This is a genomic window from Luteimonas suaedae (genome assembly GCF_008312895.1).
Taxonomy (GTDB): domain Bacteria; phylum Pseudomonadota; class Gammaproteobacteria; order Xanthomonadales; family Xanthomonadaceae; genus Luteimonas; species Luteimonas suaedae.
In genome coordinates this window covers 23,847-45,828 of record NZ_VSSP01000014.1, presented here as the reverse complement: position 1 = coordinate 45,828, position 21,982 = coordinate 23,847, and the positions used below count along the sequence as shown (strand labels likewise).

Genomic DNA, 21,982 nt, shown 5'->3' with positions numbered 1-21,982 from the left:
CCTTCCCCTAATCAATTGTTTTCGAGCGCAACCGACGCCGGGCGTTCCAGCCAGCCGCCCGCGCCATCCGGCACAAGTTCAACGAGTTCGATGCGATCCTCGGCGATCGAGGTGATGCGACCGTCGCTCTGGCCCATGTAGTCGCCGGCCCGGACGCGGTGGGTCACCTTGTCGGGGGCCATGACCAGTCCGACCAGGCCACCACCCTGGCCGATGGTGCCGACCATGTCCAGGCTGTCAAGCGGGAATTCCTCCAGCGGCTGCTTGCGCCGGTCGGAGTCCGGGCGCGGCCCGCTGCCGCCGGCGTCCGAGGTGAAGGCGTCGCTGAAGGGGTCACGCAGTCCCTGTGCCGCATATTCGAAGGTTTCGAACTGCTGCATCACCGGCAACGGATCGAGCGGCGGCGCCGGTTGCGCACGCACGTTGGCCACCCACTCCTCGAGATTCGGTGCGTCACCGGGGGTGCTGGTGATGTCGCGGCCGCAACCGGCCAGCGCCACCGCGAGCGCCGCCGCGACCATGCCGCGCATTGTGTTTCGACTCATGCGCATGTCAGTGCCCTCCCCCGGCGTCGGTCGCCGCCGCTTCCTGCTCGGCCGTTTCCTCTTCGTCGAGATAGCGGTAGGTCTTCACCGTGCCCGCCAGTTCCAGGTTGGCGCCCGGGCGGATTGCGCCGCCGCCGCGCGGCTGCAGCGAGATGTCGTGCATGGTCATGATCACCACGCGTGGCAGCGAGGCCACGCCGCTGACGAACGCACCGAACTGGTGGTAGGAGCCCTGCATGCGCAGCGCGATCGGCTTCTCGGCGTAGAACTCCTTGGGCGTTTCCGGACCAGGCTGGAACAGCTCGTTCTGGATGCCGGTGGCGATTGCGGTCTGGGAAATATCGACGATCAGGTCGGGCATCTCGGTGCGGCTGGGCAGCTGTCGCAGCATCTGCTGCAGCTGCTGCTCCATCTGCGCCAGCTGTTGCTTGAGCGGCTCGAGGTTGGCGGCGCGGCCCTGCTTGGTCTCGAACTCGGCGCGCTTCTCGGTTTCCTGCCGCTCGAGCCCCTCGAGCTGGCCGAGTTTGTCGCGCACGAACAGCCACCACAGCAATCCGAAGATCAGCAGCCCGAGCAGGACGCAGAAGCCGATCTTGTACTCGCGCGGCCAGGAGCCGGCATTGTTGAAGTCGAGCTCGCGCAGCGACACCTTGCGTTTCTGGCTCACGAGGCGGCTCCTTCTGCGGCTGCGGTGGTATCGGCGGCTTCACCGGCTTCGCTGTCCACGTCGCCGTCGACACCTTCCTCACCCTCGGCCGCCGCATTCGGGCTGGCCAGGGTCACCGACAGACGGAACTGGTAGGGCAGGCCCGGGTTGAACGCCGCACCATCGGCCGCCTTGGCCTCGATGATCGACAGGTCGGGACGGGTCATCCAGCCGGAGCCCTCCAGGTTGCGCATGTAGGTGCTGACCCGGGCGTTGGACTGCGCCCGACCTTCCAGGGTGAGCTTCTGGCCTTCCTGCTTGAGCGTGGTCAGCATGACGCCGTCTGGAATCGTGCGGACCAGCGAGTCGAACAGGTGCACCATCTGCGAGCGGCTGGCCTGCAGCTCCTCGATCACTTCCTTGCGCGCCAGCAACCGGGCGCGCTGTCGGTCGAGTTCGTCGATCTCCTTGATCTTCTCGTCGACCTGGGCGATCTGCTGATCGAGGTAGGCATTGCGCGCCTGCTGGCCTTCGATCTGGCCGTTGTAGTACGTGTTCACCAGGAACCACGCCAGCACGCCGACCACGGCGGCAAAGGCGAGCATGACGCCGAATTCTTTCTGTCGCTGCTTGCGGCGCTCGGCGCGCCACGGCAGCAGGTTGATCCTCGCCATCAGTCGAAGCTCCTCAGTGCGAGCCCGCAGGCGATCATCAGGGCCGGCGCGTCCTGCGCCAGCGCGTGGGCCTGCACGCGCGCACCGAGGGTCATCTGCGCCAGCGGATTGGCGACCACGGTCTGGACGCCCAGTTGCTCTTCCACCATCTCGGAGACCCCGGGGATCGAGGCACAGCCGCCGGCGAGCACGATCTGGTCGACGCGGTTGAACTCGCTGCCGGCATAGAAGAACTGCAGCAGGCGGCTGATCTGCTGCACCAGGGCCTCCTTGAAGGGTTCGAGCACCTCGATCTCGTAGCTGTCGGGCAGGCCGCCCTGGCGCTTGGCCAAGCCTGCCTCCTCGTAGCTGAGGCCGTAGCGACGCATGACCTCGTCGGTCAGCTGCTTGCCGCCGAAGACCTGCTCGCGGCTATAGATGCTGCGGCCGTTGCGCAGGATGTTGAGGGTGGTCATGGTGGCGCCGATATCGACCAGCGCGACGATGCCGTCATGCGGCGTGTTCAGGGTGCCCGCCAGCAGCGCGTAGGCGTTCTCGATGGCGAAGGCCTCGACATCCATCACCCGCGCGGACAGTCCGCCGAGTTCCAGGGCGGAGGCCCGCATCTCCACGTTCTCCGAGCGCGACGCGGCCAGCAGCACCTGCGCCATCTCGGCGTTGCCCGGCATCGCGCCGAGCACCTCGAAGTCGAGGTTCACCTCCTCGATCGGGTACGGGATGTAGTTCACCGCCTCCAGCTCGACCGCGGACTCCATCTCCTCCTCGTCCAGGTCGGCCGGCATCGGGATCACCTTGGTGATGACCGCCGAGCCTGCCACCGCGGCGGCGGCATGCTTGGCCTTGCTGCCCGAGCGCGACATCGCGCGGCGGATGGCCTCGCCGACCGCCTCGACCTCGACGATGTTCTTCTCGACCACCGCATTGGGCGGCAGCGGCTCGACGGCATAGTGCTCGACCCGATAGCGCTCGCCCGAGCGCGACAGCTGCAGAAGCTTGACCGCTGTCGAACTGATGTCGACGCCTACGAGCGGCGACTGGCTTTTTGTGATTAGCCCCACGATTTTCCCCTTTGTCACGGGCGCTTAGACGCGCAACGTGCCCCGGCGCATTAAATAACGGACTTTTCACCCCTTGGCAACCGCCGACATACCGGAACCGTGCGGCAGTGCGCTGTTCGCCCCTCCGACTGAACGTCAGATCGGGACCACCCGGGCCAAGGTCCGCTCTCCTCTATACTCCGCGACCACGACAATTGTGACGCACTCCAGCCGGAACCCCCACCCATGTCCACCTTCCGACGCCTGTTGCGCTGGCTCCTGATCGCGGTCCTGGGCCTGGGCCTGCTGGGAGTGCTCGCTGCCGGCACCCTCTACTTCGTGGTCTCGGCGCGCCTGCCGGACGTGCAGAGCCTGCGCACCGTCGAGCTGCAGGAGCCGATGTACGTCTACGCCCGCGACGGCCGCCTGATGGCCCTGTTCGGCGAGATCCGGCGCTACCCGGTCCGGATCGAGGAGGTCCCGGAGGCGGTGAAGCAGGCCTTCATCGCCATCGAGGACAACCGCTTCTACGAGCACCACGGCGTCGACTACCGGGGCGTGGCGCGGGCAATCTGGCTGTTGGCCACCACCGACGACCGCCGCGTACCGGGCGGCTCCACCATCACCCAGCAGGTGGCGCGCCAGTTCTTCCTCAGTTCCGAGTACAGCTACACCCGCAAGCTGGCCGAGATGCTGCTGGCGATGAAGATGGAGCGGGAGCTGAGCAAGGACGAGATCTTTGAGCTGTACCTGAACCGGAGCTTTTTCGGCAATCGCGCCTATGGCATCGCCGCGGCCGCGGAGTTCTACTACGGCAAGCCGCTCGACCAGCTGAGCCTGGACGAAGTCGCCACCCTGGCCTCGATCCCCAAGTTCCCCTCCAGCGGCAACCCGGTCACCAACCCCGAACGTGCGCGCATCCGCCGCGACTACGTGCTGCAGCGCATGCGCGAGCTCAGCTTCATCGACACCGCCCAGGAGCGCACCGGCCAGGCGGCGGACATGCACGCCAAGCCGCACGAACGCCCGGTCGAGGTCTATGCGCCGTTCGTGGCCGAAATGGTGCGGCAGGAGATGATCGCCCGCTATGGCGGCGACGTGCTGACCAAGGGCTATCACGTCGTCACCACCATCGACCCGATCTTCCAGATCGCCGCCGACCAGGCGGTGCGCGACGGGCTTCTCGTCTACGACCATCGCCATGGCTGGAGCGGGGCCGAGCAGACGTTCGAGCTGGCCGCCGACGAGGACGCCGCCACCGCCGCGACCCGCCTGCGCGGGATCCCGGCGCAGTCCGGCATGCTGCCGGCGATCGTGCTGCGCAGCGGCGACGGCACCGTCGACGCCGTGCTGGGCGACGGCAGCACGGTGACCCTGGACGCCACGGCCAGCCGCTGGACCAAGCGCGCACCCTCGGCGCTGGCCGAACGCGGCGATCTGATCCGCATCCGCCGCGTCGTAGAGGCCCGCACCGGGTCCGAGGGCGAGGAGAGCGACGACGACGCGGCCGAACCGGCGGTCAGCTACCGGCTCGAGCAGCTGCCGCGCGCGCAGTCGGCCCTGGTGTCGCTGGAGTACGACACCGGCGCCCTGCGCGCCCTAGTCGGCGGCTTCAGCTTCGCCGGGCAGAAATTCAACCGCGCCGTCCAGGCGCGGCGCCAGCCGGGCTCCAGCTTCAAGCCGTTCATCTACGCCGCCGCGTTCGAGCGCGGCTTCAACCCGGCCTCGATCGTGCTCGACGCGCCGGTGGTGTTCCGCATGCGCCGCGGCCAGGACTGGCGCCCGCAGAACGACGACGGCAAATTCGCCGGCCCGATGCGGCTGCGCGAAGCGCTGGTGCGCTCGCGCAACCTGGTGTCGGTGCGCCTGCTCGACGCCATCGGCGTGGACTACGCGCGCCGCTACATCAGCCATTTCGGCTTCGACGAGGCCGAGCTGCCGCCGAACCTGTCGATCTCGCTCGGCACCCCGTCGCTGACGCCGCTGGATATCGCACGTGGCTACGCCGTCTTCGCCAATGGCGGCTTCCGCGTCACCCCGTGGTTCATCGACGAAGTCCGCGACCGCGACGGCGAGGTGATCTTCAAGGAAACCCCGGCCGTCGCCTGCCGCGGCTGCGGCGCGGGCGGTACGCCGGGGCGGCAGGCAGCGCGCTCGCATGTCGTCGACGGCTTCGACCTGGGCCCGGCCGCGCCGCCCGCGCCCGAGCCGGAGCCGGAACCCGAGCAGGACCGGACCGAGGACGACCCCGACCGGATCGTCATCGATCTAGAGATGGAACAGGCCCCACGCGCGATCGACGAACGCGTCGCCTGGCAGCTGGTGTCGATGATGCGCGACGTGGTCCGCCGCGGCACCGGCGCCGCCGCGCGCGTGCTCGAGCGCGAGGACGTGGGCGGCAAGACCGGCTCCACCAATGACCACCGCGACGCCTGGTTCTCCGGCTTCGGCGGCAATCTGGCGACCACGGTGTGGGTCGGCCGCGACGACAACCGCTCGCTCGGCTATCGCGAGTACGGCGGCCGCGCCGCGCTGCCGATCTGGATCGACTACATGCGGGTCGCGCTCGAAGGCCAGCCGCCGATGCCGCACGATCCGCCCGACGGGATGGTCGAGGTGTCGGTGAGCGCCAGCGGCAGGCTGCTGCCCAGCGGCTCCGGCGGCATCACCGAATACGTCAAGGTCGAGGACCTGGAGCGCATGGCGAGCGCGATGGACGACGGCTACGACGACTCGATTCCGAGCGAGGAAGCGTTCGACATCTTTTGAGGGCCGGGGCCTCGAGCAAGGCTGGGATTCAGGAAAGGCTGTCGTCCTTGCCGTCATCCCCGCGAAGGCGGGGATCCATGGACTTTGCCCTCGACGGCAATCTCCAGGGGATGACCAGCCCCTGCCGTGAAGCGCTCTTGAGCTTTTGCGGGAATGGCGCCTTTCCGCGCCCTGCCAAGGGCCCCGGATCGTCCGCCTGACTCGTCACCGGCTGGTCCGGATGACCATTCCCGGCGCACTGCGCTACAGTCGCCGTCAGGCCTCGACCGGGAGTTGCCATGCACCGCGCCCGCCAGCATGCCGAGACCCGCACCCGCGAACGCCGCCGCCGGCTCGCCCACGAAGCGGCGAAGATGATGGCCGAGGGCGGTATCCGCGATTTCCATCAGGCCAAGCTCAAGGCCGCCGACCGGCTCGGGATCCACGACGACGCCTCGCTGCCCCGCAACCGCGAGATCGAGGACGCGCTGCGCGAATACCAGCGGCTGTTCCTCGGCGAGGCGCAGGCCGACGCGCTGCGCGTCCGGCGCGAGGCCGCGCTGCGCGCACTCGATTTCTTCGCGCCGTTCGATGCGCGGCTGGTCGGCCCGGTGCTCGACGGCACCGCCGACGCCAATTCGCCGGTCGCCCTGCAGCTCTACAGCGACGATCCCGACGCCGTGCCTCGATTTCTCGAAGAGCACGACATCCCGGCCGATGCGCGCAGCCGCCGCCTCCGCCTCGACCGCACGCGCGAGGGCGACTTCCCGGTCTGGGTTTTCAGCGCGGAAGACCTGGCCTTCGACCTGACCGTGCTCCCCAGGCTGGCACTGCGGCAGGCGCCGCTGTCCAGCGTCGACGAGAAGCCAATGGCGCGCGCCTCCGCCGCGCAGCTGCGGCAGCTGTTGACGGAAGAGGAGATCGCCGGCCACCAGGGGCGCGACTGACCGCACCAACGACAAACGCCCCGCGCGAAGCGGGGCGTTTCCGCGGCCCGGACCACCGCACCGGTGACCCGGACCGTCCAGCTAGCGGCGGTCGACCGCCACGTAGTCGCGGGTGTCGGCGCCGGTGTAGATCTGCCGCGGACGGCCGATCTTGGCTTCCGGATCGGTCTGCTGCTCCAGCCAGTGCGCCACCCAGCCGGCGGTACGCGCGATCGCGAACATCACCGTGAACATCTCGGTCGGGATCTTCAGCGCCTTGTAGATGAGGCCGCTGTAGAAGTCGACGTTCGGATACAGCTTGCGCTGCACGAAGTAATCGTCCTTGAGCGCGGCCTCCTCCAGCTTCAACGCCACCTCGAGCAGCGGATCGTTGACGCCGAGCTCGCCCAGCACCTTGTGGGTCATCTCGCGGATGATCTTGGCGCGCGGATCGAAGTTCTTGTAGACGCGGTGGCCGAAGCCCATCAGGCGGAAACCGGACTCCTTGTCCTTGGCCCTGGCGATCGCGCTTTCCACCTTGTCCGGGGTGCCGATCTCCTCGAGCATCTTCAGCACCGCCTCGTTGGCGCCGCCGTGCGCCGGCCCCCACAGCGCGGCGATCCCGGCGGAGACGCAGGCGTAGGGATTGGCACCGGTGGAGCCGACCAGGCGCACGGTCGAGGTCGAGGCGTTCTGCTCGTGGTCGGCATGCAGGATAAACAGCAGGTCCAGCGCCTTGGCCACCACCGGGTTCATCTCCAGCGGCTCGCTCGGCACCTCGAACATCAGGTGCAGGAACCGCGAGACGTAGTCGAGATTGTTGCGCGGATAGCGGATCGGCCAGCCGATCGAATAGCGGTAGGCGGCCGCCGCGATCGTCGGCACCTTGGCAATCAGGCGGACCGCAGCCATGCGCCGCTGTTCCGGATCGTTGAGGTCCAGGGTGTCGTGGTAGAACGCCGACATCGAGGCGACCGAGCCGCACAGCATCGCCATCGGGTGCGCATCGTGGCGGAAGCCGTTGAGGAAGCTCTTCAGCGCCTCGTGCATCATCGTGTGATGCGTGACTTCGTGGTTGAAGGCCTCGAACTGCTTCGCATCGGGCAGTTCGCCGTTGATCAGCAGGTAGGCGACCTCCAGGAAGCTGGACTTCTCGGCCAGCTGGTCGATCGGGTAGCCGCGGTACAGCAGCACGCCGGCGTCGCCGTCGATATAGGTGATCGCGGACTTGCACGACGCCGTGGCGGTGAAGCCGGAATCGTAGGTGAAGCAACCGGTTTCTTTCGGCAGCCTGGCGATATCGATGCAGGGGTTGCCGAGCGTTCCGGTGAGCACCGGCAACGTGACCGACGTGTCGCCGGCATCCAGCGTGACCTGGTCAAGATCCGACACAGCACACTCCTTTCAGGATCGGCGTCGTCCATGGCGCTGGGCCACGGCGACGCGGGTGAATCGTGGGAGAAGCCGCGGCGCGGCCGCGGGAAGCCGAATTATCGCACAAGGCGGCCCTCGCCCCGGTCGCTACCGCGCGCGCCAACGACAACGGCCGCCCGAAGGCGGCCGTCAGGGCGGGTCCCGTAGGAACGCGTCATACGCGCGATATCGACGTCGCTCGATGGCGTCGCATGACCTGCGGCGAGGACATCGCGGCCGAAGCCCGGTGCCGCAGCGCAGGGCCACGCGGGTATCGCGCGCTCTACTTGGCGTAGCGCTTGCGGAACTTGTCGACGCGGCCGCTGGTATCCATGATCTTGTTCTGGCCGGTGTAGAACGGGTGCGAGGCCGACGAGACTTCGATCTTGATCAGCGGGTACTCGTTGCCATCCTCCCACTTCACCGTCTCCTTGGCGGAGCTGGCGAGGGTGGAACGGGTGAGGAACCTGAAATCGGAAGTCACGTCCTGGAACACGACTTCGCGGTAGTCGGGGTGGATCTCGGCCTTCATGGCGGCACCGGAAATTGCGGGAAGCCGAGCATTATAGCCGCCGCCGCCGCCGGCCGCAATGGACTGTCACGGCGGGCTCAGCCGGCGGCGAGCGCCGCCCGGATCAGGTCCTGGAAGCGCGCCTGGTCGTAGCGCATCAGGATCCGGGCGTTGTCCGGGGCGCCCTCCTGCCGCAGCCAGTCGACCACGGTGGCGCCGCGGGTATGGCGACCCTCCAGCTCCACGACCACCGGGCGCTCCACGGTCTCCAAGGCGCCGTCCGGCTCGAGCGCCCACGCCATCGCCAGCGCGTCGGCGGAATGCCACAGGTCGCCACGGCGGTCGGCCGACCACAGCCGGGTCTGCCGGGAGATCGCCTCGTAGAAGCTCGCCCGCGGCGAATCGGCCTGCAGCCAGCGTTCCGCCTCCACGTGCGGGAACCCGTGCGCGATCACCGCCTCCCAGTCGGCCAGGTCGAAACGCGGGAACCCCTCGAAGACGATCCGCGCGGCCTCGGGATCGAAGGCGATGTTGAATTCCGCGGCCGGAGTGACGTTGCCGTGTGCGGTGACCGCCCCACCCATCACCACGAGGCGCGCGACGCGCTGCGGCAGGGTCGGGTCGAGCTTCAGGGCCAGCGCCAGGTTGGTCAGCGGCCCCAGCGCCACCAGCAGCAGGCGGCCGGCGTGGGCGTGCGACAGGCGCAGGATCGCCAGCGCGGCGTGCTCGGATTCGGCCTGCCGCCGGGACGGCGCGTAGCCGATGTCGCCGAAGCCGTCGCGGCCGTGCACGTAGGCCGCGTCCCGCGCCGGGTGCAGCAATGGCGCCGCCGCTCCCGCGTACACGGGCACGTCGATGCCGCAGACCTCCGTCAACTTGAGCGCGTTGGCCACGGTGTGCTGGAGGCCGACGTTGCCGGCGGCGACGGTCAGGCCGACCACCCGGTATGCCGGAGCGTTGAATGCGGTCAACAGCGCGAGGGCGTCATCGACACCGGGATCGGTATCGATGAGCAGGGGGGTGCGGTCATCCATGCGCCATTATGGCTCAGGAGCGAGGAACGAGTATCCCGATTGAACATCGCGGGCTGCGGCGGTCCTTCTTCACTCTTTCCCCGTCCCTCTCCACTCGTTCCTCGATTCAGGGCGCCAGGCCATGCTCGCGCGCATATGCATAGAGCTGGCTGTGGTTGTCCACGCCGAGCTTGCGCATCGCGTCGTTCTTCTGGCGGCTGATGGTCTTGACGCTGCGCGACAGCCGCTCGGCGATCGCGGTCACCGTCAATCCGTGCACGAACAGCCGCACCACCTCCGCCTCGTGCGGCGACAGCCTCCCCGTCCCCTCCACCTGCGCGTCGGCCTGCAAGCGATTGCGCAGCTCCTGGCTGACGTACCGGCGCCCGTCGACCGCACTCCGCACCGCCCGCTGCAACTCCTCGATCGGCGACGCCTTGTCCACCAATCCATGGATGCCGATATCGAGCATCGCCTGCAACAGAGCGGGATTCTCGATCATGGTCAGCACCACGATGCGCAGCGACGGCCACTGCCGCCGCAGCGCCTGCAGCAGCGGAATGCCATCGCACCCCCGCTCGTTGCTGGTCGGCATCGAGAAATCGGTGATCACGACGTCGCAGCCCGGATCCTGCGCCAACAACGCCAGCAACGCCCGGCCGTCCCTGGCTTCGGCGACGATCTCCACTTCAGACATGAATCTCTCAAGCTGTGCCCGAATGCCTGCGAGCACGACGGGATGATCGTCGGCGAGGCATATCCTCAACGCTTTAAACATGTCTTCCCCGTCACGCACAGCCTTCCAATGGCTGCGCCACCAGATTAATACGCGAGATGCACGTGCCACGGCAAGGCACTTCGGTGATCGCAACCACAACGGCATCGTTTCGATGAACCAGTACGCGTAACCTCTGCCGCAACATCGCTTCGTCCTGCCGCGCGGCGCCTTGCCGGAATCGGACGTGCGCCTCCTTATTGGGCGTTGGCCGGGCACCGCTCGTCCCTCGCGCGCTGCCGCACATCCGGACACAACAGCGAACTGTGATGGCCATCGCTGAGCCGCGCGGAGAAACTGCCTACACCGGACAAGCCGACACAGATCACAGCCGTGATCGGCACGAGGATGACTGCATGATCCAGTTCGCCAGCCTCTGCCAACGCATCGCCGCGGCCGCGACACGATCGGCACCCGGTCTCATGGTCTTCGGTCAGTCACCATCCGCCCGGTTCGCACCGGGTCGGCGCGCGGACCGGTACGGAGCCGCTGGCACCGGTCGAGCGAGATGCTTGCCCGCGCATGGCTACGCCGGACCGGCACGATGAACAGGTATCCGGATCCGCACTTGATTCTGGATATCTTCGGCACCCGACAAGCGGCTGCGGCCGCGGTCACGCTGCTGGTGGACGTGACCCGCGCCGACCTCGTCGAACTCCGCCGCTGCCTGCGACTGACCGATCGCGCCGCTGCCGCGAATCGGCTGCATCGCATGCTCGGCGGCCTCGCCGCGCTGGGTCGATCGCCGCTGATCGACGACGGCCGGACGTTGCTGGCCGCACTGCGCGCCGAGGATGACAAGGCGGAGCCCGCGGCGATCCTGGGCTTCGCCGCAAGGCTCGATGCGTTGCTCGAACGCCTGGACACCTGTCCTGTCGGAGAAGCGTTTGCTGCGATCGACGCTATCGACGACCGGAAGCGCGACGCCATCTTGCCGCGGACATGTCAGCCGGCCGTCCCGGATCACGCCGCCGCATAGCGCGCGGCGCCACCGATCCAGCGCTCGATCAGGCGATCGGCGACCGCGGGTGCCTCGTGCAACAGGCGATCGCCGATGCCGTGCACCACCGGCAGCAGGTCGGCATCGCGGGCAAGATCGGCGACGCGGAACGCGGCCAGCCCGGTTTGCCGGGTACCGAGCAGTTCGCCCGGGCCGCGCAACTCGAGGTCCTTTTCCGCGATCACGAAGCCGTCGTTGGTCTCGCGCATCGTCGCCAGGCGCTGCCGCGCCGTCTGCGACAGCGGCGGCTGGTACAGCAGCACGCAACTGGACTCGGCGCTGCCGCGCCCGACCCGCCCGCGTAATTGGTGCAGCTGCGACAGGCCGAGGCGCTCGGCGTTCTCGACGATCATCAACGATGCGTTCGGAACGTCGACGCCGACCTCTATCACCGTCGTCGCCACCAGCAGGTCGATCTCGCCGTCCTTGAAGCGACGCATTGCCTGCTGTTTGTCGGCGGCCTTCATCCGCCCGTGCACCAGGCCGACGCGCAACTCCGGCAAGGCGGCGCAGAGCGCCTCGAACGTGCCCTGCGCCGCCTGCGCCACGACCTCTGCGCGCGCCCTGCCGCCGGCAGCCGACCCGGCTTCGCCCGGCTTGTCGCTGTCCTCTTCGATCAGGGTGCAGACCCAGTACGCCTGGCGCCCCTCGGCGCAGGCGCCACGGATGCGTTCGATCAGTTCCGGCCGTCGCTGCGCGCTCAACACCACCGTTCGCACCGGGGTGCGCCCCGGCGGCAGCTCGTCGATCGCGGAGACATCGAGATCGGCATAGGCCGTCATCGCCAGCGTGCGCGGGATCGGCGTGGCGGTCATCACCAGTTGATGCGGCACGCGTCCGCCTTCGGTGCCCTTGTCGCGCAACGCCAACCGCTGATGCACGCCGAACCGATGCTGCTCGTCGACGATCACCAGCCCGAGGTTGCGGAACGCCACCCCTTCCTGCATCAACGCATGCGTGCCGACAACGACCTGCAGCGTGCCGTCCGCGATGGCGGCCCGCGCCTGCATGCGTGCCTTGCCCGCCACCTTGCCCGCCAGCCAGCCGACCCGTACCTCGAGCGGCTCCAGCCATGCAAGAAAGCTCGCCAGGTGCTGCTCGGCCAGCAGCTCGGTCGGCGCCATCAATGCCACCTGTGCGCCGGACTCGACCGCCAGCAGCGCCGCCAGCGCGGCGACGACGGTCTTGCCGCTGCCGACGTCTCCCTGCACCAGTCGCAGCATCGGTACCGGTTGCCGCAGGTCGTGCACGAGCTGGTCGAGCACGCGCTGCTGCGCGTTGGTGAGCGCGAACGGCAACGCCGCGCGCAGGCGGTCGGCCAGGGCACCGGCCGTGGCGAAGGTCGGCGCGACATGGCGCTGCAGCGCGATGCGCTGACGCCGCAGGCTCAGGTGATGGGCGAGCAATTCCTCCAACACCAGGCGCCGCTGCGCCGGATGCGTCCCTGCCAGCAGCGCGGCGACGTCGGCATCGGGCGGCGGGTGGTGTACGGTCAACAGGGCGGCGCGCAGCGAAGGCAGGCGCCGCTCATGCAGCACCGCTTTCGGCAACAGCTCCAGCGTGTCGTCGTCCGGGAGCCGTTCGAGCGCCTGCCGGATCAGGCGGCGCATCGTCGCGGCGCCGACGCCCTCGATCTGCGGATAGACCGGATCCAGGCGCTCTCCGAGTCCCGGCTGCTCGTCGTCGCCAAGCAGGCGATAGGTCGGATGCACCATCTCCAGTCCGTGCTGGCCCGGGCGCGGCGTGCCGTAGCAACGGACCCGGGCGCCGACCTGGAACTGCGCGACCTGCGCTGCGCGGAAGTGGAAGAACCGCAGCACCAGCGTCGCCCGGGAATCGTCACCGAGCGCGACCCGCAGCGACGGCCGGTAGCGGAAGCCGCGTTCGACCGCCTCCACCACGCCTTCCACCTGGACCGGCATTCCGGGCTGCAGGCCGCGGATCGGCGCGAGCCGGGTGCGGTCCTCGTACTGTCGCGGCAGCTGCAGCCACAGGTCCTGCAGCGTCAACAGCCCGCGCGCGGCCAGCTTTTCCGCGGTCCGCGCACCGACGCCGGCCAGCGTCGAGAGCGGCATGTGCGCGGGATTGGCGGGATCGGCGGATTTGGGGCGGGAAGCCGGCATCGTTCAAGCATGCCGTGAACGCGGGCGAAGGCAACCCCTGCGGCGCCGGAAAACAGCCCCGGCGCGACGCCCACGCGCTTCAGCGTCAGCGCAGCACCATCACCGCGTCGACCTCGAACACCGCGCCACGCGGCAGCGCCGACACCTCGATGGTGGAACGCGCTGGATACGGCTCCGCGAACACCTCCGCCATGATCGCGTTGACCACGGAAAACTCGCCCAGGTCAGTGAGATACAGCCCGACCCGCGCCACGTCGTCGAGCGAGCCGCCGGCGGCGGCGCAGACCGCCTCGAGATTCGCGAAGGCGCGCCGCGCCTGTGCCTCGATGCCGCCGGCGACCAGTTCGCCGCTTTCGGGATCGAGCGCGATCTGTCCGGACAGGAACACGGTGTCGGCGACGCGCGCGGCCTGCGAGTACGGCCCGATGGCGGCGGGGGCGCGGTCGGTGCTGACGGGATTGCGGGGCATGGCGGGCTCCTGGAAAACGCGAAGATGGTCGCGGAAGGTTGGATTGTAGCGGCGGCAACGGCACTGGACCCCGGCATGCGCCGGGATGACGGCCTGGAGCTTCCGCGCCCCTCCAAATCCCTAATCCCTAATCCCTAATCCCTAATCCCTAATCCCCAATCCCCAATCCCCAATCCCCAATCCCCAATCCCCAATCCCCAATCCCGGCTCTTAAAGCCGCTGCACCCCATGCACCACGCCCAAACGCCGGCAGCGGCGGATCACGTCAGCCAGGTGCTTGCGGTTGCGGACCTCGATCGAGAACCGGATCGCGGCGATGTTGCTGTCGCGTTCGAGGTAGTCCACACCGTCGATGTTCGACTCCGCCTGCGCGATCGCGGCCGCCACCTGGGCGAGCACGCCCGGACGATTCTCCACCTCGATCCGCAGTGCCACGTTGTAGTCGCCCGCGACCTCGCGGTCCCAGCCGATCGACACCCAGCGCTCGGGCGACTTGCGGTAGTCGGCGACGTTCGGGCACTCCATGCGATGCACCACGATGCCCTTGCCGGCCGTGTGATAGCCCATGATCTCGTCGCCGGGGATCGGCAGGCAGCAGTTGGCGAAGGTGATCACGCCGCGCTCGTTGCCGGTGATCAGGATCCGGTCGCCGGACCGCGACGGATCGCCGGCGTCGCGGCCGCCCTCCACGCCCGATCCGGTGCCGTGCCGCGCCAACGATTGCGCCACCTGCGCCGGCATCCTGTTGCCGAGCGCGATGTCGGCGAGCAGCTCTTCCAGGCGCCGGTAGCGGAATTCGGCCAGATAGGCCTCGAGCCGTTCGGCCGGTAGCCGCTCCAGCGAGCTGTCGATGTCTTCCAGCGACCGGTCGAGCATGCGATGGCCGAGCTGCACCGCATCTTCGTGCTCGAGATGCTTGAGCTGCTGGCGGATCGCGGTGCGCGCCTTGCTGGTGACCACGAACTCCAGCCACTGCGGCTTCGGCGCCGCCGACTTCGCGGTGATCGCCTCGGCCTGCTGGCCGCTGGCCAGCTTGGTGCGCAGCGGCACCAGCTTGCGGTCCACGCGCGCGGCCACGGCGTGGTTGCCGACGTCGGTATGCACCGCGTAGGCGAAGTCGAGCGCGGTGGCGTTGCGCGGCAGCGCCAGGATGTCGCCCTTGGGCGTGAACAGGTAGACCTCGTCCGGGAACAGGTCGACCTTGACGTTCTCCAGGAACTCGAGCGAGGAGCCGGTGGAGCGCTGCGACTCCAGCAGGTTCGACAGCCACGAATGCGCCCGCGTCTGCGCGCTGGTCGGGCTGCCGCCGTGCTTGTAGGCCCAGTGCGCGGCGATGCCGCGCTCGGCGATCAGGTCCATCTCCTCGGTGCGGATCTGCACCTCGATCGGCGAGCCGTACGGCCCGAACAGCACGGTGTGCAGCGACTGGTAGCCGTTGGCCTTGGGGATGGCGATGAAGTCGCGGAAGCGCCCGTCCAGCGGCTTGTAGACCGAATGCGCCACGCCCAACGCGTGGTAACACTCGGCCACCGAGCGCACGATGATGCGGAAGCCGAACACGTCCATCACCTGGTCGAAGGTCTTGCCCTCGTGCTGCATCTTGTTGTAGATGCTCCACGGCGATTTCACCCGTCCGACCAGACGGTACTGCAATCCTTCGTTGGTCAACCGCTGCGCCAGTTGCGCCTCGATCTTGGCCAGCGCCTCGCGCCGCACCAGCGGCTGCGCGCGGATCCGCTTCTGCAGCACCGCGTGCCGCATCGGGCGCAGCGCGCGGAAGCCGAGGTCCTGCAGCTCGGCCTTGATCAGGTTCATGCCCAGCCGCTGCGCGATCGGCGCGTAGACCTCCAGCGTCTCGCGGGCGATGCGCTCACGCGCTTCCGGCGTCTGCGCGCCGAGCGTGCGCATGTTGTGCAGGCGATCGCCCAACTTGATCAGGATCACGCGCAGGTCGCGCGCCATCGCCAGCATCATCTTGCGAAAGCTCTCGGCCGCCGCCTCCTGACGGCTGCCGAAATGCAGCTTGTCCAGCTTGGTGACGCCCTCGACCAGCTCGGCCACCGCTTCGCCGAACTCGCCCGCCAGCGCCTCGCGCGTCAGCGGGGTGTCCTCGATGGTGTCGTGCAGGATCGCCGCGACCAGGGTTTCCAGGTCGACCTTCTGCTCGGCCAGCACCCGCGCGACGGCCACCGGATGGGTGATGTACGGCTCGCCCGACTTGCGGGTCTGGCCGGCGTGGGCGGCCGCACCGACCGCCCAGGCCCGGCGTAATATCCTGCGCTGCTCGGCCGGCAGGTACTCCGCCGCCTGCTCCAGCGCAAGCATGTACTCGGGCACCGCATCGTCTGCGGGCACGGGGCCGAGCGGCTTGGCGGTTTCGGCAGGACTCATTTGGGGAGCCTAAAGCGAAGGCCCGGAATGGGGAATAGGGAATGGAGAATCGTGAATGCGGCGGCGGCACGCTTCGATCCGTCGCCGGCATCTCGTCGCGCCGAAACGGAAACGAAAGATTGCAAGCGCGGAGGACGCGGCTCGCAAACGGCAACGGCCCCGCTGAGCGGAGCCGTTGCAGGTGTACGCGGCGTCGAAGGGGCAGGCGGAAGGATCGCGCAGGACCGCTTTCCTATTCCCGATTCCCCATTTTCGAATCCCGAGCTTACAGATCGTCGCCCTTGGACAGGTCGTCGTCGGCGACCACCTCGGCGGCGGCCCACTCCAGCGCCTCGCGCTCCTTGCGCTCGCGCTCGGCCTTGTCGACGGCCTCGATATAGTCGTTGTCGATGCTGCGCGCGGCGATCTCGCGCAACGCCATCACGGTCGGCTTGTCGTCGTGCTCGCCGTTGTCCAGCTGCGGCTCCACGCCGTTGGCCAGCTGGCGGGCACGCTTGGCGGCCATCATGACCAGTTCGAAACGGTTGTCGACCACGTCCAGGCAGTCTTCCACGGTGATGCGGGCCATACGGAACTCCCGGCGACCGGCAGGTCGCGCGAATCGTTGATGAAGAGGACCAAGAACTATAGCCGCACGCCTGCCTTTGCGCAAGTCCAGTCCTTATAAATCAGCTAGTTAGCGCAATGCCCGCGTAGCAGTGGTACCTTCCGAGGCCGGTTGGATTGGGGGCTCGCCGACGCAGCAGCTGCCGACTGCGGGTCTGCTCAGCGCGTCAGCTCGCCCAGCAAGGCCTCGATCAATGCCGCGTGCCGCTCGGCCTGCTGCCGATGCCGCAGGCGGCTGGCGATGAAGATCGCACACATCTCGTCGACCGCGTTGGCGAAATCCTCGTTGACGATCACGTAGTCGAACTCGTCGTGGTGCGACATCTCCTCGCGCGCCGCCGCCAGGCGCTGGCGCATGACTTCCTCGCTGTCCTGGCCGCGCTTGCGCATGCGCTCCTCCAGCGCCGCACGCGACGGCGGCAAGATGAAGATGCTCACCGCGTCGGGCACCCGTTCCCGCACCTGGCGCGCGCCCTGCCAGTCGATCTCCAGCAGCACGTCGCGCCCGGCCGCCAGTTGCGGTTCGACCGACTGCTTCGCCGTGCCCTTCCAGTCGCCGTGTACCTGCGCGTACTCGAAGAAGTCCCCCGCCGCGATCATGCGCTGGAATTCGTCGGCGGCGATGAAATGGTAGTGCTCGGCATGGCGCTCGCCCGGGCGCGGCGGCCGCGAGGTGAAGGAGATCGACAGGCAGATGCCGCGGTCGCGCGCCAGGCACGCGTTCACGATGCTCGACTTGCCGGCACCGGAGGGCGCCGCGACGATGTAGAGGGTTCCGCGCATGGGTGCCGTGATTGGTGATTCGTGATTGGTGATTGGCAAAGGCTTTCGTCCCGGGACGGCGCGGCAGCCGGAATCGTACCGCTTTTGCGAATCACCAATCACGAATCACGAATCCCGGCTACTCCAGGTTCTGCACCTGCTCGCGGACCTGGTCGATCAGCACCTTCAAATCGACCGCGGCCTGCGACGTGCGCCGGTCCACCGATTTCGAACCGAGCGTATTGGCCTCGCGGTTGAACTCCTGCAGCAGGAAGTCCAGCCGCCGGCCGACCGGCTCTCGCTGCGTGAGCACGCGGCGGATCTCGTCGATATGGCTGTCGAGCCGGTCGAGCTCCTCGTCGACATCGAGCTTCTGCAGCCACAGCACCAGCTCCTGCTCCAGGCGCCCAGGATCGAGCGGCTGCGCCAGATCGGCGATGCGCGCGTCGAGCCGCGCACGCTGGCCCTCGCGGATCGCCGGCATCATGTCGCGCACCTCACCGGCGAGACGGGCGATGCCGTCCACGCGCTCGAGGATCCCCGCGACCAGCTTGCCGCCCTCGCGCTCGCGCGCGGCGATGAATGCCGTCATCACTTCGTCCAGCAAGGCGAGCACCTCCGCCTGCATGGCCGCAGGATCGGCGGACTTGGACTGCAGCACCCCGGGGAACTGCAGCAACTCGGTGAACTCGGTCCGCAGGTTGGGCAGGCGCGCGTCGAAGGTGTCCGCCAGCGCGGCGAGCTGGTCGAGCATCGCCTCGTTCACCTGCAGCGCGTCCACGCCCTCGGCCGGCCGCAGCCGCAGCACCAGGTCGAGCTTGCCGCGCGACACCTTGGCGGCGACACCCTCGCGCAGCAGCGGTTCGAAGGCGCGCAGTTCCTCGGGCACCCGCACGCCCAGTTCCAGGAAGCGATGATTGACCGCGCGCAATTCGCAGCCGAGCGTGCCCCACGGCGTCGAGCGCTCGCCCGAGGCGTAGGCGGTCATGCTTCTGATCATGCGGATCCGGGCAACTGGACGGGCGGGCAGTATGCCATTGAAGCCGGGATTCGAGATTCGCGAAGCGGGATCGGCAACAGCGGGCGCCGCAAGGCTGCCCCGTGGAAGGCCGGAGGCGTCGGGCTGTTAGACTTTGTCGCCCGAAACTGGTGCCGTGCATGTCCTCCTTCTCCCGTCCCAGCGGCCGCGCGCCCGACCAGTTGCGCGAGATCGGCATCGAACGCGGTCATACCGTGCACGCCGAGGGCTCGGTGCTGGTGAGTTTCGGCCAAACACAGGTGCTGTGCACCGCCAGCGTCGAGAACCGGGTGCCGGCATTCCTGCGCGGCAAGGGCGAGGGCTGGGTGACCGCGGAGTACGGCATGCTGCCGCGCGCCACCCACACCCGCAGCGATCGCGAAGCCGCACGTGGCAAGCAGGGCGGCCGCACGCTCGAGATCCAGCGCCTGATCGGCCGCTCGCTGCGCGCCTGCGTCGACCGCAAGCTGCTCGGCGAGCGCACCATTACCCTCGACTGCGACGTGCTGCAGGCCGACGGCGGCACCCGCACCGCAGCGATCACCGGGGCCTACGTGGCCCTGGTAGACGCCGTACGCTGGCTGTCGGCGCGCCGCGAGATCACCCGCGACCCGGTGTTCGGCGCGGTCGCGGCGGTCTCCGTCGGCATCTATCGCGGCGTGCCGGTGCTCGACCTCGACTACGCCGAGGACAGCGACTGCGACACCGACATGAACGTGGTCATGAACGATGGCGGCGGCTTCATCGAACTGCAGGGCACCGCCGAGGGACATGCCTTCCGCCGCGACGAACTCAATGCCCTCACCGCGCTCGCCGAGACCGGCATCGCCACGCTGATCGCGAAGCAGCGCGAGGCGCTGGCGCGCTAGCGTGTTCCGTCGCGAACTCAAGCGGGGGCAGTGATGCAACGAACGACCAAACCCGGCGGATCCGTGCCGAAGCGACTGGTGATCGCCAGCAGCAACCGCGGCAAGCTAGCCGAATTCAGCACCCTGCTGGGCGCCGGCGATATCGCGTTCGTTCCCCAGGGCGAACTCGGCGTCGTCGATGTCGAGGAAACGGGACTCAGCTTCATCGAGAATGCGCTACTGAAGGCGCGCCACGCCGCGCGCGCCACCGGCCTGCCGGCATTGGGCGATGATTCCGGCCTGTGCGTCGATGTGCTCCGCGGCGCTCCCGGCCTGTACTCGGCGCGCTATGCCGGCGGACACGGCGATGCGGCGGCCAATATCGCCAAGCTGCTCGACGCGTTGAAGGATGTTCCCGACCACGACCGCAGCGCCCGTTTCTGCTGCGTGCTGGTGGTGCTGCGCCACGCCGAGGATCCGCAGCCGCTGATCGCCGAAGGCGTATGGGAAGGCCGCATCCTCGCCGCGCCGCGCGGCAGCGGCGGATTCGGCTACGACCCGGTGTTTCTGGATCCGGAACTTGGGTTGAACGCCGCCGAACTCGATCCTGCGCTGAAGAACCGGATCAGTCATCGCGGCCGCGCGCTGGCGGCATTGCGTGATCGGATCGGAAGCATGCTGCCGAAGTGAATGAAGTGAATACGGTTCACGACTTCCGTACGCCGCACGCCTTCACAGTGGCGATCGCGGCGGTCGCCGTCATCGCGCTCGCCATCGTCACCTGGATGCTCCGCAACGAGTCGAACGGGATCAATCACGATCCCGCGCACGCGATGACGTTCGCGGCGGCAATGTTCGCGCTGATCACGGGCATGGGCTGGGTGCTGTCGCGACAGCATGTTCGCATCGAGGGGACGCGCATCGGCTTGCAGAGCATCAGCACGTTGTACCGTTGGCGGGAGTTCGACACTAGCGATGTCGAGCAGATCGACTTCGACAACGCCAACACAGGTGGCCGCGCCGCGGTCTCGGCACTGGTCCTGCGTCTGCGCCGGACACCGGGTCGGCGCTGGCGCAAAGTCCGTATCATCGATCATGTCTTCATGAGCGAAGGCGACTCCCCGTTGATGTCAGCCCTGACGCAGGCCCTCAGGCGTGGACGCGACTACGGCACCTGCTCTGCGTCCTCGCCGGAACGGACGCCATGCTGATCCCGCCGCCGCTGTCGCTGTACGTGCACCTGCCCTGGTGCGTACGCAAGTGCCCGTACTGCGACTTCAACTCGCACCAGGCGCGCGGTGCGTTGCCGTTCGAGGGCTATGTCGACGCGCTGCTTGCGGACCTCGACCACGACCTGCCGCTGACCTGGGGGCGCACGATCCATTCCGTGTTCTTCGGCGGCGGCACGCCGAGCCTGTTCCCGGCCGCCGCCATCGACCGGTTCCTGCAGGGCGCCAGCGCGCGCCTGCGCTTCGCGCCGGGGCTGGAGATCACTCTCGAGACCAATCCGGGCACCGCCGAGCACGGCCGTTTCGAGGACTACCGCGCAGCCGGGGTCAACCGCATCAGCTTCGGTATCCAGAGCTTCGACGACGGCTGCCTGCACCGGCTCGGCCGCATTCACGACAGCGCCGACGCCGAGGCAGCGGTCAGATTGGCGCAGGACGCCGGCTTCGACAACCTCAACCTCGACCTGATGTACGCGCTGCCGGGGCAATCGCTGGCGATGGCCGAACATGACGTGGCGCGTGCCGTCGCGCTCGCACCGACGCACATTTCGCACTACCAGCTCACGCTGGAGCCGAACACGGTGTTCGCCGCCCGGCCGCCGCAGGACCTGCCGGACGACGATCTCGCCTGGGACATGCAGGAACGCTGCCAGGCGCTGCTGGCGGCCGCCGGCTACCGCCAGTACGAGGTCTCCGCCTACGCCCGTCCCGGGCACGAGTGTGCGCACAACCTGAACTACTGGCGCTTCGGCGACTACCTGGGTATCGGCGCCGGCGCCCACGGCAAGCTCACCCTCGGCAGCGAGCAGAGCATCCTGCGGCGCTGGAAGCTCAAGCATCCGGCCGCCTGGCTGACCGCCGCCGGCAGCGCCGCGGCGATTGGCGGCGACGAGCATGTCGCTGAGCCGCGGCGCCCGTTCGAGTACATGCTCAACGCCCTGCGGCTGCTGGAAGGGTTTCGTCTCGACGATTTCGAGGCACGTACCGGGGTGCCGCGCGCAACCATTGCCGGGCCCTTGGCCGAGGCCCGCGCGCGTGGTTGGCTGGAGGCGGACGACGGGCGCATACTGCCTACGGCGCTGGGGGGGCGCTTCGCCAATGACGTCATCCAACTGTTCCTGGAAGCACCCGGGCCCGACCGCCGCGTTCGCCAGGTGCGCGACCACGACACCTGAGCCGGATCGCGGCAATCGGCGCCACGCCGCGGCAGGCCGCTATCGCGGAAGCACGGCGGGGCGCCGAACCGCT

21 protein-coding genes are annotated in these 21,982 nt (G+C 68.4%); 7 read left to right on the top strand and 14 right to left on the bottom strand.

Translation table 11 applies throughout. The features are described from left to right. Window positions 1–11 precede the first annotated feature (11 nt). From FXO19_RS16735 to FXO19_RS16720, 4 genes are read right to left on the bottom strand one after another with little or no spacing between them, the layout of a single operon-like run. On the bottom strand, window positions 12–530 hold the full coding sequence (locus FXO19_RS16735) for a pilus assembly protein PilP (protein ID WP_255516480.1): 519 nt from the start codon (window positions 528–530) through the stop codon (window positions 12–14). A 22-nt stretch (window positions 531–552) separates the two neighbouring features. Next, window positions 553–1,212, bottom strand: a complete 660-nt coding sequence (locus FXO19_RS16730; protein ID WP_149196256.1) for a type IV pilus inner membrane component PilO — start codon at window positions 1,210–1,212, stop codon at window positions 553–555. Beyond that, window positions 1,209–1,865 (bottom strand): PilN domain-containing protein, encoded by a 657-nt coding sequence (locus FXO19_RS16725; protein ID WP_149196255.1) that lies wholly within the window; start codon window positions 1,863–1,865, stop codon window positions 1,209–1,211. The genes FXO19_RS16730 and FXO19_RS16725 overlap by 4 nt, the downstream gene beginning before the upstream one ends. Continuing rightward, window positions 1,865–2,923 (bottom strand): pilus assembly protein PilM, encoded by a 1,059-nt coding sequence (locus FXO19_RS16720; protein ID WP_149196254.1) that lies wholly within the window; start codon window positions 2,921–2,923, stop codon window positions 1,865–1,867. The genes FXO19_RS16725 and FXO19_RS16720 overlap by 1 nt, the downstream gene beginning before the upstream one ends. A 225-nt stretch (window positions 2,924–3,148) precedes the next feature. Here FXO19_RS16720 and FXO19_RS16715 point away from each other — a divergent pair, with 225 nt between their 5' ends. Together FXO19_RS16715 and FXO19_RS16710 are read left to right on the top strand one after the other, a co-directional pair. Continuing rightward, a complete protein-coding gene (locus FXO19_RS16715) occupies window positions 3,149–5,671 on the top strand; it encodes a penicillin-binding protein 1A (protein ID WP_149196253.1) in 2,523 nt (840 codons plus the stop codon). 278 nt (window positions 5,672–5,949) lie between these two features. Further along, a complete protein-coding gene (locus FXO19_RS16710) occupies window positions 5,950–6,597 on the top strand; it encodes a hypothetical protein (protein WP_149196252.1) in 648 nt (215 codons plus the stop codon). Between the two features lie 81 nt (window positions 6,598–6,678). Here FXO19_RS16710 and FXO19_RS16705 read toward each other — a convergent pair whose 3' ends face one another. The 4 genes from FXO19_RS16705 to FXO19_RS16690 all read right to left on the bottom strand — a co-directional run bounded on the left by FXO19_RS16705 (window position 6,679) and on the right by FXO19_RS16690 (window position 10,396). Further along, complete coding sequence (locus FXO19_RS16705) at window positions 6,679–7,968, bottom strand: citrate synthase (RefSeq protein ID WP_149196251.1); 1,290 nt, start codon at window positions 7,966–7,968, stop codon at window positions 6,679–6,681. 304 nt (window positions 7,969–8,272) lie between these two features. Further along, window positions 8,273–8,521, bottom strand: coding sequence for a type B 50S ribosomal protein L31 (locus tag FXO19_RS16700; RefSeq protein WP_149196250.1), 249 nt, complete (start codon window positions 8,519–8,521; stop codon window positions 8,273–8,275). A 77-nt stretch (window positions 8,522–8,598) separates the two neighbouring features. Next, window positions 8,599–9,534, bottom strand: a complete 936-nt coding sequence (locus FXO19_RS16695; RefSeq protein ID WP_149196249.1) for a nucleoside hydrolase — start codon at window positions 9,532–9,534, stop codon at window positions 8,599–8,601. A 106-nt stretch (window positions 9,535–9,640) separates the two neighbouring features. Next, on the bottom strand, window positions 9,641–10,396 hold the full coding sequence (locus FXO19_RS16690) for a response regulator (protein WP_255516478.1): 756 nt from the start codon (window positions 10,394–10,396) through the stop codon (window positions 9,641–9,643). Between the two features lie 460 nt (window positions 10,397–10,856). Between FXO19_RS16690 and FXO19_RS16685 the strand changes: the two genes are divergently transcribed. Beyond that, window positions 10,857–11,267 carry a hypothetical protein gene (locus FXO19_RS16685; RefSeq protein WP_149196248.1) on the top strand — a complete coding sequence of 137 codons (411 nt, stop codon included), beginning with the start codon at window positions 10,857–10,859 and terminating at the stop codon, window positions 11,265–11,267. Here the strand turns inward: FXO19_RS16685 and recG are convergent. From recG to FXO19_RS16655, 6 genes are all read right to left on the bottom strand, one after another. After that, window positions 11,252–13,411 (bottom strand): ATP-dependent DNA helicase RecG, encoded by a 2,160-nt coding sequence (recG, locus tag FXO19_RS16680; RefSeq protein WP_149196247.1) that lies wholly within the window; start codon window positions 13,409–13,411, stop codon window positions 11,252–11,254. The genes FXO19_RS16685 and recG overlap by 16 nt on opposite strands. Window positions 13,412–13,496: 85 nt before the next feature. Next, window positions 13,497–13,880, bottom strand: a complete 384-nt coding sequence (locus FXO19_RS16675) for a Rid family detoxifying hydrolase (RefSeq protein ID WP_149196246.1) — start codon at window positions 13,878–13,880, stop codon at window positions 13,497–13,499. A gap of 210 nt (window positions 13,881–14,090) precedes the next feature. After that, complete coding sequence (locus tag FXO19_RS16670) at window positions 14,091–16,271, bottom strand: RelA/SpoT family protein (protein WP_149196245.1); 2,181 nt, start codon at window positions 16,269–16,271, stop codon at window positions 14,091–14,093. 265 nt (window positions 16,272–16,536) lie between these two features. Continuing rightward, the gene (gene rpoZ, locus FXO19_RS16665) at window positions 16,537–16,839 is read right to left on the bottom strand and encodes a DNA-directed RNA polymerase subunit omega (RefSeq protein WP_149196244.1); all 303 of its coding nucleotides are present in this window, start codon (window positions 16,837–16,839) and stop codon (window positions 16,537–16,539) included. A 197-nt stretch (window positions 16,840–17,036) separates the two neighbouring features. Beyond that, window positions 17,037–17,660, bottom strand: coding sequence for a guanylate kinase (gene gmk, locus FXO19_RS16660; RefSeq protein WP_149196243.1), 624 nt, complete (start codon window positions 17,658–17,660; stop codon window positions 17,037–17,039). A gap of 118 nt (window positions 17,661–17,778) precedes the next feature. Beyond that, window positions 17,779–18,639 (bottom strand): YicC/YloC family endoribonuclease, encoded by an 861-nt coding sequence (locus tag FXO19_RS16655; RefSeq protein ID WP_149196242.1) that lies wholly within the window; start codon window positions 18,637–18,639, stop codon window positions 17,779–17,781. Window positions 18,640–18,797: 158 nt separating this feature from the next. Between FXO19_RS16655 and rph the strand changes: the two genes are divergently transcribed. The 4 genes from rph (at window position 18,798) to hemW (ending at window position 21,909) form a co-directional block, all read left to right on the top strand. Continuing rightward, on the top strand, window positions 18,798–19,526 hold the full coding sequence (gene rph / locus FXO19_RS16650; protein ID WP_149196241.1) for a ribonuclease PH: 729 nt from the start codon (window positions 18,798–18,800) through the stop codon (window positions 19,524–19,526). A 63-nt stretch (window positions 19,527–19,589) separates the two neighbouring features. Continuing rightward, the gene (gene rdgB / locus FXO19_RS16645) at window positions 19,590–20,195 is read left to right on the top strand and encodes an RdgB/HAM1 family non-canonical purine NTP pyrophosphatase (RefSeq protein WP_255516477.1); all 606 of its coding nucleotides are present in this window, start codon (window positions 19,590–19,592) and stop codon (window positions 20,193–20,195) included. Next, window positions 20,192–20,716, top strand: a complete 525-nt coding sequence (locus FXO19_RS16640; RefSeq protein ID WP_149196239.1) for a hypothetical protein — start codon at window positions 20,192–20,194, stop codon at window positions 20,714–20,716. The genes rdgB and FXO19_RS16640 overlap by 4 nt, the downstream gene beginning before the upstream one ends. Then, window positions 20,710–21,909: a radical SAM family heme chaperone HemW gene (gene hemW, locus FXO19_RS16635; protein WP_149196238.1), complete on the top strand. Its 1,200-nt coding sequence runs from the start codon at window positions 20,710–20,712 to the stop codon at window positions 21,907–21,909. Before FXO19_RS16640 ends, hemW begins: the two co-directional genes overlap by 7 nt. Window positions 21,910–21,982 lie beyond the last annotated feature (73 nt).